Origin of the sequence: Kitasatospora sp. NPDC059577 (assembly GCF_042735475.1) — a bacterium.
Taxonomy (GTDB): domain Bacteria; phylum Actinomycetota; class Actinomycetes; order Streptomycetales; family Streptomycetaceae; genus Kitasatospora.
The window spans coordinates 176,116-189,927 of record NZ_JBHWBZ010000008.1; the positions used below are offsets into that span (position 1 = coordinate 176,116).

Sequence of the window (13,812 nt, forward strand, 5' to 3'; positions counted from 1 at the left end):
CCCCGGTCCGGTGGACCGGGGCTCTCGCGTTTCCGGGGCGGGCCCGGCGGGCTTCAGCGGGCGGGGAGCTCGGAGGGGCCGACGTGGCCGTCCAGCCAGTCCCGCAGCGGGCGGGAGGCGCGCAGGAAACCGGTGATCCGGGTGTGGGCGGCGCGGGTGCCCAGCCACGTCGCCGGCTCCCACTCCTGCCAGGCCACCAGGCCCTTGTGCCGCAGCAGCTCGATCCTGGGGTGGTCCTTGGGGTAGCCGCGCGGGGCCGTCTTGAGGGAGTCCCGGCCGAGCACCTGCGGGCCGTCCTGCTCCACCCGGGCGATCACCCGCTCCAGCTCGGCGCCGGTGACGTCCTCGGCGACGGCGGCGCGGTAGCGCTCCAGCTGGTCCGGGGCGAGCTGGTACATGCCGTTGCCGCAGGCCAGGCCGTCGGCGGAGAGCTGCACGTAGCCGCCGCTCTCCAGGTGCGCGCCGATGTGCGTCTTGTAGGGGGACTTGTCGGCGCTGAAGCGGACGTCGCGGTTCGGGCGGAAGATCTTCCCCGGCCCGAACTCCGGCTCCAGGTCGGCGAGCAGGTGCTCCATGGGGGCGCGCACGGCGTCGTCGTACTGCCCCTTGTGGGCCTGCCAGAAGGTCTTCGAGTTGTCGGCCTCCAGGTGCTCGTAGAAGTCGAGCGCCTCGTCCGGCCAGCCTTTGAACGTCACGCCTCCAGTATGTGTCCCGGTGCACAGGGTGCTCCCGTCGCCAGTCGCGCTACCGCTGGGTAGCATGCGGGCATGAGCGAGCGAAGTGAGCGAATCATCGAGAGGTGCGCACGGGTGAACGCCCCTGCCGAGCGAAGCGAGGCGGGCGCATGAGCAGCGCAGAGACCGCCGCCGCCGCGCCGGACGCCCGCACCGAGCGCCGCGCCAAGCGCATCGCCAAGAACCTGACCAGCTTCGCCAAGCAGCACGGCGGCAGCGCCGACGCGGTCGTCGAGTACGTCGGTGCCGTGGCCACCCGGATCGTCGTGGTCGGCGCGGACGGCGCCTGGGGCGACCAGGTGGCCCCCAGCTACGCCGTGGGCCGCCGGGCCGCGGAGCTGGCCGGGCTGACCCTGCACGACGACTTCGAGGGCGAGCTGGGCCTCAAGGTCAAGACCGGTCCGTACGAGTGGAAGCGGATGGCCGGCATCCAGCTCGGCGGCTGACGCCCCCCGGACACCGCGAAGGCCCGGCTCCCCTCCGTGCGGGGGGAGCCGGGCCTCCGTCGTTCCGGGCGCCTCAGGCGGTCGCGGTCTGCGGTTCCCGGGCGGGCAGCTGTCCGGTGACGGGCAGGTCCCCGCGGGTGCGCAGAGCGAGCGGGATGCGGAGGGCGGCGATCCAGGTCAGCGCGGCGAGGAGCATGTGCAGGCCGACCATCAGCTCGGGGGCGTCGGTGAAGTACTGGATGAAGCCGAGTACGCCCTGGAGCACCAGGACGGCGAGCAGTTCCTTGGCACGGGCCTTGGCGGGCCGGGGGGCCTTCACGGCGGCGAAGACGAAGATCACCGCGATGGCCAGGCCGACCGAGACGAAGGCGAGGTCGGCGTGGAACTGGGCGAGGCGGTCGTAGTCGATCGGGATGCGGGGGACGATCTTGTTGTCCTTGGGCGTACCCGGGTGGTGGCCGGCGCCGGTGACCAGGGTGCCGGCCGCGACCAGCAGACCGATGACCGTCACCAGGACGTACGACAGCTGGTGGATCGGCCGGGCCACCGAGAGCACGGCCGGGCCGTCGCCCTCCTTCGAGCGCTCCCACATCAGCAGGGCGACCCAGACCAGGCCCATGGCAGCGATCATGTGCAGTGCGACGGTGTACGGGTTGAGGCCGGTCAGCACGGTGATGCCGCCGAGCACCGCGTTGCTCATCACCAGCCAGAACTGCGCCCAGCCGAGCTTGGTCAGGCTGCGCCGCCAGGGGCTGGGGGTCCCCCCGGCCGAAGGCTGGGTGGGGGTCCCCCCGGCCGAAGGGTGGGGGCGGCAGCGGGCGGCCAGGATCGCCCACCCGACCGCGGCGCTCAGCACGTAGGTGAGCATCCGGTTGGTGAACTCGATGACGCCGTGGAAGCCCATCTCGGCGGTGGGCGTCAGGCTCTCGTCGGTGCAGCGGGGCCAGGTCGTACAGCCGAGGCCGGAGGCGGTGAGCCGGACGGCGCCGCCGGTGACGACGATCACCACGCTCATCACCAGCGCGGCGAACGCGGCGCGCCGGACCATCGCGGCGGAGGGCTGCCAGCGCTCGGCGAGCAGGGAGAAGGGGGTACGCACGGGGTCAATCGTAGGCGGCCTTACAGGCGATCTTGGGGCGGGGCGCGGTGGCGCGGGCGGTGGTGGCCGCGGAGCCGGTGGTCGGGGACGCGCGGATGAGGGCGTGCGGACAAAAGGGGCATTCCGCTCGGCCATGATCAATGGTCTTGACCAATTGCCGTCCGGCCGCAAGAGTGCGCAAATGGTCCAGACCTTTTCCGGGCCAATCCCCCCTTTCCTCCCGCACCCAAGCGGAGACCCGCACATGCGCATATCCATTTCCGCCGCCGCGCTCGCGGTCGGCGGCTCGCTCGCACTGGCCGGCCTCGTCGCGCCGGCCGCCCAGGCCGTCGGCGCCGACCAGGAGTGCCGCGGCCTCGGGGTCGCCAACCTCTACGGCGAGTTCATCGAGGGCGACGACACCCACACCCCGGACGCCGAGGGCGCGGTCGCGGTCGGCGGCAACGCCGACTTCACCGGCGGCTTCTCGGTCGGCCAGGAGCTCACCGCCGCCGAGGTCGACGCGCTGCCCGGCAGGAACGCACTGGTCGTGGCCGGTCGCATCACCGGCCACAACACCCAGGTCATGAAGGGCAACGGCGTCTACGGCTCCAAGGTCGACGGCGCGGTCGTCCAGGCCCACCGGGGCGCGGTCGCCCAGGGCGCCTCGCCGATCGACTTCAAGGCCGAGTTCGCCAAGCTGAGGGCCGCCTCCACCGCGCTGGCCGCCGTGCCGCAGACCGCCGGTGCCACCGTCCGGGCCGAGGGCGCCAAGCTGACGTTCACCGGCGGGGACGCGAAGTACAACGGCTTCACCGTCGACGCGGCGAAGCTGCAGGGCGCCAAGGACATCTACCTCAAGGTGCCGACCGGCTCGGTGACGGTGGTCAACGTGACCGGCGGCTCGTACGACATGGCGGCGGCCGGGACCACCGGCTTCCACCTGTGGGACGCGGGCACGTCGGCGTTCGTCCTGGACGACAAGCTGCAGAGCGCGGCGGGCGGGGCGATCCGGGCCAAGCTGCTCTGGAACTTCCCGGCCGCGACCACGGTGGTCAAGAACAGCCAGGCCGCCTGGGCGGGCACCGTGCTCGCGCCGAACGCCGCCTTCGACCTCGGCAGCGGCGGCCCGGTCAACGGCTCGGTGATCGCCGCGTCGCTCACCGGCAAGGGTGGCGCGGAGACGCACCACTACCCCTTCACCGGCTGTCTTCCGGGCACCGGCGTCCCGACGCCGACCGGCTCGCCGACCGCGCCGCCGGTGGTGCCGAGCGGATCCCCGTCGGTGACGCCGAGCGGTTCGGCCTCCCCGGGCGGATCGGCGAGCCCGTCGGCGAGCCCGTCCGCGCCGAGCACCGGCAAGCCCGGCGCGAGCGCGTCGGCCGGCCCGTCGGTCTCCGGCTCGGCCACCGCTCCGGTGGCCCCCGGTTCGCCCGGTTCGCCCGGTCCGTCCGCAACGGCGGACGGCGGTGGCAACCTGGCGCACACCGGCTCGGGCCCGGTGCTGCCGCTGGCGATCGGCGGCGCCGTGGTGATCGCCGCGGGTGGCGCGATCGTGGTGGCGGCCCGGCGCAAGGCGACCAAGAAGGCCTGATAAGCCTGAAACGCCCGGATGTTCGCCGAGTGACCGAAGCGGCGCCCGCGGTGATTGAACCAGATCACCGGGGGCGCCGTTCTGTCTTGAAGGTGACGAAGTTCATTCAAGTTCGCCGAACTCGCGTTCTGCGAGGTGGCGGCCGTGATGGGCTGGTCATGCACATCAAGGACCGGACGGACAGACGAAATCCGGTCGTGCGGCGGGGTGTGGCGGGATGCGGGGGTGCCGGTAGAGTCCCCCGGACAGTCGTAGCGGGCCACCGCGAACCAGTCAACACGCCTGCTGCACAAGACCGTTCTGAGGGGAACAGCGTAATGGCGCGACAGCAGCGGCACATCGGGATCGGCGCGGCGGCACTTGCCGGCACAGCGGCGGCCGGTTTTCTCCTGCCCCTGGCGCTGGCCACCAACGCCTCGGCGCACGTGCCGAGTTGGTCGGTGACCTGCGACAAGATCGTGATCGATCTGATCAACTACAGCCCCAAGTCTGACGTGAAGAACACCGTCAGCCTCACCATCGACGGCGACAAGGTCCTGGACGCCAAGGCCTTCCCCGCCGAGTTCCACGGCACCTTCCCGGTGAAGGACCACACGGCCCCGATCAAGGCGACTCTGGTGGTTTCCACCTCGGAGAACCCGAACGAGAAGGGCTGGAACATCAACGAGACCAAGACCATCGAGCCGTGCCACACGCCGACTCCGACCCCGACCCCCACCCCCACCAAGACCCCCACCCCCACGCCGACGCCGACGAAGACGCCGACGCCGACGCCGACACCCACCGTGACGCCGACGAAGACGCCGACCCCCACGCCGACGCCCACCGCGACGCCGCCCGTGACCCCGCCGGCCACGCCGACCCCGAGCGACACCCCCGTCCCGGCGCCGACCACCAGCGGGCCGGTGCTCGCCCAGACCGGTAGCAACGACGCCACCCCGATCATCGCCGCGGCCGGCGGCGGCGTGCTGCTGGTCGGTGGCGCGCTCGTTCTGCTCGCCCGCAAGCGCCGTGGCAGCAGCGAGGGCTGACGCTCCCGACGGCCGTGAAGCCGCGACGCCCCCCGGCCGGATGAGGCCGGGGGGCGTCGTGCGTCATGCGGCCCGGGTGCCGTGCGTCGCGGCGTCGGGCGTCGCGGGGCGCGGAGCCGCTCACTCCCAGCGGAAGAAGCGGGCGGCCGCGGCCAGGCCGAGTACGGACCAGCCGGCCAGGATCCCGAGGTCCGCCCAGGGCACCCCGGCGCCGGTCTGCAGCACCGACCGCAGGCCGTCCGAGAGCGCCGAGATCGGCAGCACTTCCAGCACCGACCGCACCGCGTCGGGGAACTTGGCGAGCGGCACGACCACCCCGCCCGCGAGCAGCAGCAGGATGAACACCAGGTTGGCGGCGGCCAGCGTGGCCTCGGCCTTCAGGGTGCCGGCCATCAGCAGGCCGAGCCCGGAGAACGCGGCGGTGCCGAGGACCAGCAGCGCGACGACGGCCAGGGCCCCCTGCGGTGTCGCGAGCCCGTGCGGGGACCAGCCGAGCGCCAGCGCGATCACCGACAGCAGCGCGACCTGCAGTGCCTCCGTCACCAGGACGCAGCCGGTCTTGGCGGTCAGCAGCGTCCAGCGCGGGAGCGGACTGGCGCCGAGCCGCTTCAGCACGCCGTAGCGGCGCTCGAAGCCGGTGGCGATGGCCTGCCCGGTGAAGGCGGTGGACATCACGGCCAGGGCGAGCAGGCCGGGGGCGAGGAAGTCGACCCGCTTGCCGGGGCCCTCGACCGCGACGACGTCCACGGCGGAGAACAGCACCAGCAGCACGGTCGGGATGACCACGGTGAGCAGCAGCTGCTCGCCGTTGCGCCACAGCATCCGGGTCTCGAACGCGGTCTGCGCGAGCAGCATCCGGCCGACCGGGGCGGCGCCGGGCCGGGGGGAGTGGTCGGTGGCGACGGCGCCCGCGGCCGCCTCGCTCGGTGCGCTCATGAGCGGAGCTCCCGTCCGGTCAGGTCGAGGAAGACGTCTTCGAGGCTGCGGCGCTGGACGGACAGCCGTTCGGGCAGGACCCCCGAGGCCGCGCACCAGCCGGTGACGGTGGCCAGCAGCTGCGGGTCCACCGGCGCCTCGACGCGGTAGTTGCCGGGGGCGGTCTCGACGGCGGTGGCGCCCTCGGGCAGCTCCTTCAGCAGCGGGCCGAGGTCGAGACCGGGCGGGCCGTCGAAGCGCAGGGCGTTCTCGGCGCCGCCGCGGCACAGTTCCTCGGTGGTGCCGTCGGCGATCACCCGGCCGCGGTCCACGACGGCGACGCGGTCGGCGAGCTGCTCGGCCTCGTCCATGTGGTGGGTGGTGACGACCACGGTGACGCCGTCCCGGCGCAGGTCGCGGACCAGCTCCCAGGTGGCCCGGCGGGCCTGCGGGTCGAGGCCGGCGGTGGGCTCGTCCAGGAAGACCAGCTCGGGGCGGCCGACCACGGCCATCGCCAGGGCGAGCCGCTGCTGCTGGCCGCCGGACAGCCGCCGGTAGGTGGTCCGGCCGCAGGAACCGAGGCCGAGGCGCTCGACCAGGGCGTCCACGTCCAGCGGGTGGGCGTGCAGCTTGGCGGTGTGCCGCAGCATCTCGACGGCGCGGGCGCCCGCGTACACGCCGCCGGACTGCAGCATGACGCCGATCCGGGGCCGCAGCGCGGCGCCCTGGGTGACCGGGTCGAGGCCGAGGACGCGGACGGTGCCGGCGTCGGGGCGGCGGTAGCCCTCGCAGGTCTCGATGGTGGTGGTCTTGCCGGCGCCGTTGGGGCCGAGGACGGCGGTGATCGCGCCGGCCGCGATGGTGAGGTCGAGGCCGTCGACCGCGGCCTTGTCACCGTAGCGCTTGACCAGCCCGGCGATCTGGACCGCGGGTTCGGAGTGCATACCGGCGAGTGTAAGAGGCGGCTCACGGATCGCCCCCAGGGTGGGGTGGTGCCGACGGCCTCGATGATCGTTCCCCCAGGCCAGGTAAGGCTTACCTGCGTGATCGATGACACCGGTGAGGCCTGGATCACGGGTTGTCCCGACGGAAGTAATTACGCAACACTGGTGTTGTGAAAAACATGCGCGAGCACGCCCAGCAGCAGGAGGCCGAGTCGGTCTCCCACTGCGACGTGCCCGTGACGGCGGCCGAGGTGCTGCTGGACGGCCACCGCGCCACCCGGGACCGGGTCGCCCGGTCGATCCTGGACCACGGCCCGTCCTCCGCCGCCGACCTGGCGAACCGGCTCGGCCTCACCGCCGCGGCCGTCCGCCGCCACCTCGACGGACTGGCCGCCGCGGGCCTGGTCGAGTCCCGCGAGCAGCGGGTCTACGGCAGCCGCGGCCGGGGCCGTCCGGCCAAGGTCTTCGCCCTCACCGACGGCGGCCGGGACGCCTTCTACCAGGCCTACGACCAGCTCGCCGCCGACGCGCTGCGCTGGATCTCGGACTCGGTGGGCGGCGGAAAGGCGGGCGAGGAGGCGGTCGCCGCCTTCGCCCGGGCCCGTTTCGGCAAGCAGGGCGAGAAGTACCTGGAGGCACTGCGCCTGGCCGGGGCGGGGGAACGCACCGAGGCACTCGCCCAGGCGCTCAGCGCCGACGGGTACGCTGCCACGGTGCGGCGTGTCCCGTCGGCCGCGGCCAAGGCCCCGGCGGGCGCCCAGCTCTGCCAGCACCACTGCCCGGTCGCGCACATCGCCGAGCAGTTCCCGCAGCTCTGCGAGGCGGAGACCGAGGTCTTCTCCCAGCTCCTGGGCACCCATGTGCAACGGCTGGCCACCATCGCCCACGGCGACGGGGTCTGCACCACCTATGTGCCGGCACCCGGTGCCGCATCGTCGTCCGCCCGGCGTTCCGCGGGCCGCGACTCCGATGCAGCGCCGACTGCCGGTACGTCCACCGAAGATTCTGCGTCCGCGCGTTAGGAAACTCGCATGACTGACACCGTTTCGCACCCGGAGCTCGAGGGCCTGGGCAACTACGAGTACGGCTGGGCCGACCCGGACGCCGCCGGCTCCGTGGCCAAGCGCGGGCTCAGCGAGGAGGTCGTGCGCGACATCTCCGCGAAGAAGTCCGAGTCCGAGTGGATGCTGAACCTGCGGCTCAAGGGCCTGAAGCTGTTCGGCAAGAAGCCCATGCCGACCTGGGGCTCCGACCTCACCGGCATCGACTTCGACAACATCAAGTACTTCGTCCGCTCCACCGAGAAGCAGGCCGAGTCCTGGGAGGACCTGCCGGCGGACATCAAGGCCACCTACGACAAGCTGGGCATCCCGGAGGCGGAGAAGCAGCGCCTGGTCGCCGGTGTCGCCGCCCAGTACGAGTCCGAGGTCGTCTACCACCAGATCCGCGAGGACCTGGAGGAGCAGGGCGTCATCTTCCTGGACACCGACACCGCGCTGCGCGAGCACCCGGAGCTGTTCAAGGAGTACTTCGGCACCGTCATCCCGGCCGGTGACAACAAGTTCGCCGCGCTGAACACCGCGGTGTGGTCCGGCGGCTCGTTCATCTACGTGCCGAAGGGCGTGCAGGTCGACATCCCGCTGCAGGCCTACTTCCGGATCAACACCGAGAACATGGGCCAGTTCGAGCGGACGCTGATCATCGTCGACGAGGACGCCTACGTCCACTACGTCGAGGGCTGCACCGCGCCGATCTACTCCTCCGACTCGCTGCACTCCGCGGTCGTCGAGATCATCGTCAAGAAGGGCGGCCGCTGCCGCTACACGACCATCCAGAACTGGTCGAACAACGTCTACAACCTGGTCACCAAGCGCGCCGTGGCGTACGAGGGCGCGACCATGGAGTGGATCGACGGCAACATCGGCTCCAAGGTCACCATGAAGTACCCGGCCGTCTACCTGATGGGCGAGCACGCCAAGGGCGAGACCCTGTCGATCGCCTTCGCGGGCGAGGGCCAGCACCAGGACGCCGGCGCCAAGATGGTGCACATGGCGCCGAACACCTCCTCGCACATCGTCTCCAAGTCGGTGGCGCGCGGCGGCGGCCGGACCTCCTACCGCGGTCTGATCGAGATCGGCGAGGGCGCGCACGGCGCCAAGTCCAACGTGCTGTGCGACGCCCTGCTGGTCGACACGGTCTCCCGCTCGGACACCTACCCGTACGTGGACGTCCGCGAGGACGACGTGTCCATGGGCCACGAGGCGACCGTCTCCAAGGTCAGCGAGGACCAGCTGTTCTACCTGATGAGCCGCGGTCTGACCGAGACCGAGGCCATGGCGATGATCGTCCGCGGCTTCGTCGAGCCGATCGCGCGCGAGCTGCCGATGGAGTACGCGCTGGAGCTCAACCGGCTGATCGAGCTGCAGATGGAGGGCGCGGTCGGCTGACCCCCGACCGCAGCCGCCGTCCACTGATTTCCGAGGAAGAGAGCACAACGAACAGCCATGGCTGAGCAGAACACCACCGGCTCCACCACCGCCGGGTCGATCGAGGTCGGCACCGCCGGCGCGGGCGCGCAGCTCGCCGGCCCCGGCACCGGCCGGGCCACGGTCCAGCAGCCGATCGACGCGCGCGTCGCGGTCAAGCCGTCCTTCGACGTGAACGACTTCCCGGTGCCGCACGGCCGCGAGGAGGACTGGCGGTTCACCCCGCTGCACCGCCTCGGCGGGCTGCACGACGGGACCGCCGCTGCCGCCCCGCGCGGTGAGGACAAGGTCGAGTTCACCCTGCCGGACGGCGTCACCGCCGAGACCGTCGGCCGCGACGACGCCCGCCTGGGCAAGGCGGGCACGCCGGTGGACCGGGTGGCCGCGCAGGCGTTCAGCGCCTTCGAGCAGGCCCTGGTGGTCACCGTTCCCAAGGACGCGGTGCTGACCGAGCCGGTCAGGATCGACGTGCGCGGCGAGGGCGGCGTCCGCTTCGCCCACGTCGTGATCGACGTCAAGCCGTTCGCCGAGGCCGTCGTGGTGCTCAACCACGTGGGCACCGGCACCCGCGCCGCCAACGTCGAGCTGCTCGTCGGCGACGGCGCCAAGCTCACCTTCGTCTCCGTCCAGGACTGGGAGCGCGACGCCGTCCACGTCGCCCAGCACAACGCGCTGGTCGGCCGGGACGCCACGTACAAGTCCGTGGTCGTGACCTTCGGCGGCGACCTGGTCCGCCTGCACCCGCGGGTCAACTACGCGGGCCCCGGCGGCGAGGCCGAGCTGTTCGGCCTGTACTTCGCCGACGCCGGCCAGCACCTGGAGCACCGCCTGGTGATCGACCACGACACGCCGCACTGCCGGTCGAACGTGGCGTACAAGGGCGCGCTGCAGGGCCAGGACGCGCACGCGGTCTGGGTCGGCGACGTGCTGATCCGCGCCGCCGCGCTCGGCACCGACACCTACGAACTCAACCGCAACCTGGTGCTCACCGACGGCGCCCGGGTCGACTCGATCCCGAACCTGGAGATCGAGACCGGCGAGATCGTCGGCGCCGGCCACGCCTCGGCGACCGGCCGCTTCGACGACGAGCAGCTGTTCTACCTGCAGGCCCGCGGCATCCCGGCGGACGAGGCCCGCCGCCTGGTGGTGCGCGGCTTCTTCGCCGAGCTGCTCCAGCAGATCGGCGTGGCCGAGGTCCAGGAGCAGCTCATGGAGAAGATCGACGCCGAGCTGGAAGCGGCGGTCTGAACGCGATGAGCTTCCTCCGTGCCTGCGCGCTGAGCGACCTCCAGGAGGAGGTGCCCAAGCGCGTGGACCTCAACGGCGTGCCGGTCTCCGTCGTCCGCACCGACGAGGGGGTGTTCGCGATCAACGACACCTGCTCGCACGCGAACGTCTCGCTCTCCGAGGGCGAGGTCGAGGACTGCATGATCGAGTGCTGGCTGCACGGCTCCAGCTTCGACCTGCGCACCGGCAAGCCCTCCGGCCTGCCCGCCACCAAGCCGGTCGCTGTCTACCCCGTAAAGATCGAAGGGGACGATGTGCTCGTCTCCGTCAACCAGGAGTCCTGAGTACACATGGCAACCCTTGAAATCCGCGACCTGCACGTCTCCGTCGAGGCCGAGAACGGCCCGCGCGAGATCCTGAAGGGCGTCGACCTGACCGTGAAGCAGGGCGAGACCCACGCCATCATGGGTCCGAACGGCTCCGGCAAGTCCACCCTGGCCTACTCGCTCGCCGGCCACCCCAAGTACACCGTCACCGGCGGCTCGGTGCTGCTGGACGGCGAGGACGTCCTGGAGATGTCCGTCGACGAGCGCGCCAAGGCCGGCGTCTTCCTGGCCATGCAGTACCCGGTCGAGGTCCCCGGTGTCTCGGTCAGCAACTTCCTGCGCACCGCCGCCACCGCCGTCCGCGGCGAGGCCCCGAAGCTGCGGCTGTGGGTGAAGGAGGTCAAGGAGGCGATGGCCGCTCTCCAGATGGACCCGGCCTTCGCCGAGCGCAACGTCAACGAGGGCTTCTCCGGCGGCGAGAAGAAGCGCCACGAGATCCTCCAGCTCGAACTGCTCAAGCCGAAGATCGCGATCCTCGACGAGACCGACTCCGGCCTGGACGTCGACGCGCTGCGGATCGTCTCCGAGGGCATCAACCGGGTCCGCTCGACCGGCGAGGTCGGCACCCTGCTGGTGACCCACTACACCCGCATCCTGCGGTACATCAAGCCCGACTACGTCCACGTCTTCGCGGGCGGCCGCATCGTCGAGTCCGGCGGTGCCGAGCTGGCCGACAAGCTGGAGAACGAGGGCTACGAGGCGTACGTGAAGGGGGGCGCATCCGCGTGACCCATCCGTTCACCGGACTGCTCGACACCGACGCGATCCGCAAGGACTTCCCGGTCCTGCAGCGGCTGCTGCACGACGAGAAGCCCTTGGTCTACCTGGACAACGCGGCGACGTCGCAGAAGCCGCGCCAGGTGCTGGAAGCGCTGAACGCCTACTACGAGCGGCACAACGCCAACGTCCACCGCGGCGTGCACGTGCTCGCCGAGGAGGCCACCGCGCTGTACGAGGGCGCCAGGGACAAGGTCGCGGCGTTCGTCAACGCGCCGAGCCGCAACGAGGTGATCTTCACCAAGAACGCCTCGGAGTCGCTCAACCTCGTCGCCAACATGCTGGCCTGGGCCGACGAGCCGTACAAGGTCGACGCCGACTCCGAGATCGTCATCACGGAGATGGAGCACCACTCCAACATCGTCCCGTGGCAGCTGCTGTCGCAGCGCAGCGGCGCGAAGCTGAAGTGGTTCGGGCTGACCGACGAGGGCCGGCTCGACCTGTCGAACATCGACGAGCTGATCACCGAGAAGACCAAGGTGGTCTCCTTCACCCTGGTCTCCAACCTGCTCGGCACGGTCAACCCGGTCGAGACGATCGTCCGCAAGGCCCAGTCGGTCGGCGCGCTGGTCGTCATCGACGCCTCGCAGGCCGCGCCGCACATGGTGCTGGACGTGCAGGCGCTGGAGGCCGACTTCGTCGCCTTCACCGGCCACAAGATGCTGGCCCCGACCGGCATCGGCGTGCTCTGGGGCCGCCAGGAGCTGCTGGAGGACCTCCCGCCGTTCCTCGGCGGCGGCGAGATGATCGAGACCGTCACCATGGGCTCGTCCACCTACGCCCCGGCGCCGCACAAGTTCGAGGCCGGCACCCCGCCGATCGCCCAGGCGGTCGGGCTCGGCGCGGCCATCGACTACCTGTCCGGCATCGGGATGGAGAAGATCGCCGCCCACGAGCACGCGATCACCGAGTACGCCGTCGAGCGGCTGCTGGAGGTCCCGGACCTGCGGATCATCGGCCCGCGCACGGCCGTGGACCGCGGTGCCGCGATCTCCTTCACCCTCGGCGACATCCACCCGCACGACGTGGGCCAGGTGCTGGACGAGCAGGGCATCGCCGTGCGCGTCGGCCACCACTGCGCGCGGCCGGTCTGCCTCCGGTACGGAATTCCGGCGACCACGCGGGCGTCGTTCTACCTGTACTCGACGCCGGGCGAGGTCGACGCGCTGATCGACGGCCTGCACCACGTCCGGAACTTCTTCGGCTGACGGGACGGGGCAGGACGACCATGAAGCTCGACTCGATGTACCAGGACATCATCCTGGACCACTACCGAAACCCCCACGGCAAGGGGTTGCGGGACGGCGACGCCGAGGTGCACCACGTCAACCCGACGTGCGGCGACGAGATCACCCTGCGGGTGAAGCTCGACGGCTCGACGGTGGCCGACGTCTCGTACGAGTCCCAGGGCTGTTCGATCAGCCAGGCGAGCGCCTCGGTGCTCAACGACCTGGTGGTCGGCAAGTCCGTGGGCGAGGCGCAGGCGGTCCAGGAGGCCTTCCTGGAGCTGATGCAGAGCAAGGGCCAGGGCGAGGGCGACGAGGAGGTGCTGGAGGACGCGGTCGCGTTCGCCGGCGTCTCCAAGTACCCGGCCCGGGTCAAGTGCGCCCTGCTCAGCTGGATGGCCTGGAAGGACGCCACCGCCCAGGCGCTCGCCCAGCACCCCGCCGTGAACGACTGATCCCGCAGAGGAGGACAGACCATGAGTGACGAGACCACCTCCGCTGCGGAGGAGCAGGCCGGCATCATCGTCGGCACCACGGCCGGCACCGTTTCGGTCGAGGACCTGACCGAGGCCCTGATGGACGTCGTCGACCCCGAACTGGGCATCGACGTCGTCAACCTGGGCCTGATCTACGGCGTCCACATCGACGAGTCCGACGTGGCCACCATCGACATGACGCTCACCTCGGCGGCCTGCCCGCTGACCGACGTCATCGAGGACCAGGCCAAGACCGCCACCGACGGGCTGGTGAAGGACCTGCGCATCAACTGGGTCTGGATGCCGCCGTGGGGCCCCGACAAGATCACCGACGACGGCCGCGATCAGCTCCGCGCGCTCGGCTTCAACGTCTGAGGTAGCTGGTCGATCGTTGTTCCGCTGCCGCGCGAACCCTCGGGGGTGGCGCGGGCGCGGCGTTTTCCGGGTGTAAACCCCCCCGGGGTTTGCGGTTTTTGGCGGGGGGTGCCCCCG

At 71.3% G+C, this 13,812-nt stretch carries 15 protein-coding genes; 11 read left to right on the plus strand and 4 right to left on the minus strand.

What is annotated here, in order from left to right; translation table 11 throughout:
- Positions 1–53 precede the first annotated feature (53 nt).
- Positions 54–695 carry a DUF2461 domain-containing protein gene (locus ACFV0O_RS10510; protein WP_380339080.1) on the minus strand — a complete coding sequence of 214 codons (642 nt, stop codon included), beginning with the start codon at positions 693–695 and terminating at the stop codon, positions 54–56.
- A gap of 149 nt (positions 696–844) precedes the next feature.
- On the opposite strand from ACFV0O_RS10510, the gene ACFV0O_RS10515 reads away from it, so the two are divergent.
- Entirely contained in the window at positions 845–1,180 is a 336-nt protein-coding gene (locus ACFV0O_RS10515) for a hypothetical protein (protein WP_360255869.1), read from the plus strand.
- 73 nt (positions 1,181–1,253) lie between these two features.
- Here the strand turns inward: ACFV0O_RS10515 and ACFV0O_RS10520 are convergent, their stop codons facing one another.
- Positions 1,254–2,288 (minus strand): heme A synthase, encoded by a 1,035-nt coding sequence (locus ACFV0O_RS10520; protein ID WP_380339145.1) that lies wholly within the window; start codon positions 2,286–2,288, stop codon positions 1,254–1,256.
- A gap of 235 nt (positions 2,289–2,523) precedes the next feature.
- On the opposite strand from ACFV0O_RS10520, the gene ACFV0O_RS10525 reads away from it, so the two are divergent.
- Both ACFV0O_RS10525 and ACFV0O_RS10530 read left to right on the plus strand, forming a co-directional pair.
- The gene (locus tag ACFV0O_RS10525) at positions 2,524–3,852 is read left to right on the plus strand and encodes a choice-of-anchor A family protein (RefSeq protein WP_380339083.1); all 1,329 of its coding nucleotides are present in this window, start codon (positions 2,524–2,526) and stop codon (positions 3,850–3,852) included.
- A 317-nt stretch (positions 3,853–4,169) separates the two neighbouring features.
- Positions 4,170–4,883 (plus strand): LAETG motif-containing sortase-dependent surface protein, encoded by a 714-nt coding sequence (locus ACFV0O_RS10530; protein ID WP_380339085.1) that lies wholly within the window; start codon positions 4,170–4,172, stop codon positions 4,881–4,883.
- A gap of 120 nt (positions 4,884–5,003) precedes the next feature.
- On the opposite strand, the gene ACFV0O_RS10535 is transcribed toward ACFV0O_RS10530, so the two are convergent.
- A complete protein-coding gene (locus tag ACFV0O_RS10535; protein ID WP_380339088.1) occupies positions 5,004–5,819 on the minus strand; it encodes an ABC transporter permease in 816 nt (271 codons plus the stop codon).
- Positions 5,816–6,742: an ABC transporter ATP-binding protein gene (locus ACFV0O_RS10540; RefSeq protein WP_360255864.1), complete on the minus strand. Its 927-nt coding sequence runs from the start codon at positions 6,740–6,742 to the stop codon at positions 5,816–5,818. Before ACFV0O_RS10540 ends, ACFV0O_RS10535 begins: the two co-directional genes overlap by 4 nt.
- Positions 6,743–6,921: 179 nt before the next feature.
- Between ACFV0O_RS10540 and ACFV0O_RS10545 the strand changes: the two genes are divergently transcribed.
- From ACFV0O_RS10545 to ACFV0O_RS10580, 8 genes are read left to right on the plus strand one after another with little or no spacing between them, the layout of a single operon-like run.
- Positions 6,922–7,764, plus strand: a complete 843-nt coding sequence (locus tag ACFV0O_RS10545; protein ID WP_380339147.1) for a helix-turn-helix transcriptional regulator — start codon at positions 6,922–6,924, stop codon at positions 7,762–7,764.
- Between the two features lie 9 nt (positions 7,765–7,773).
- Positions 7,774–9,189 (plus strand): Fe-S cluster assembly protein SufB, encoded by a 1,416-nt coding sequence (gene sufB / locus ACFV0O_RS10550; RefSeq protein ID WP_360255860.1) that lies wholly within the window; start codon positions 7,774–7,776, stop codon positions 9,187–9,189.
- Between the two features lie 57 nt (positions 9,190–9,246).
- Positions 9,247–10,476, plus strand: a complete 1,230-nt coding sequence (sufD, locus tag ACFV0O_RS10555; RefSeq protein WP_380339091.1) for a Fe-S cluster assembly protein SufD — start codon at positions 9,247–9,249, stop codon at positions 10,474–10,476.
- A 5-nt stretch (positions 10,477–10,481) separates the two neighbouring features.
- Entirely contained in the window at positions 10,482–10,799 is a 318-nt protein-coding gene (locus ACFV0O_RS10560) for a bifunctional 3-phenylpropionate/cinnamic acid dioxygenase ferredoxin subunit (protein ID WP_360255855.1), read from the plus strand.
- Positions 10,800–10,805: 6 nt separating this feature from the next.
- On the plus strand, positions 10,806–11,570 hold the full coding sequence (gene sufC, locus ACFV0O_RS10565) for a Fe-S cluster assembly ATPase SufC (protein WP_063349527.1): 765 nt from the start codon (positions 10,806–10,808) through the stop codon (positions 11,568–11,570).
- The gene (locus ACFV0O_RS10570) at positions 11,567–12,826 is read left to right on the plus strand and encodes a cysteine desulfurase (RefSeq protein WP_360255852.1); all 1,260 of its coding nucleotides are present in this window, start codon (positions 11,567–11,569) and stop codon (positions 12,824–12,826) included. The genes sufC and ACFV0O_RS10570 overlap by 4 nt, the downstream gene beginning before the upstream one ends.
- A 20-nt stretch (positions 12,827–12,846) precedes the next feature.
- Positions 12,847–13,299: a Fe-S cluster assembly sulfur transfer protein SufU gene (sufU, locus tag ACFV0O_RS10575; RefSeq protein WP_360255850.1), complete on the plus strand. Its 453-nt coding sequence runs from the start codon at positions 12,847–12,849 to the stop codon at positions 13,297–13,299.
- Positions 13,300–13,320: 21 nt separating this feature from the next.
- Positions 13,321–13,695, plus strand: a complete 375-nt coding sequence (locus ACFV0O_RS10580; RefSeq protein WP_380339095.1) for a metal-sulfur cluster assembly factor — start codon at positions 13,321–13,323, stop codon at positions 13,693–13,695.
- Positions 13,696–13,812 lie beyond the last annotated feature (117 nt).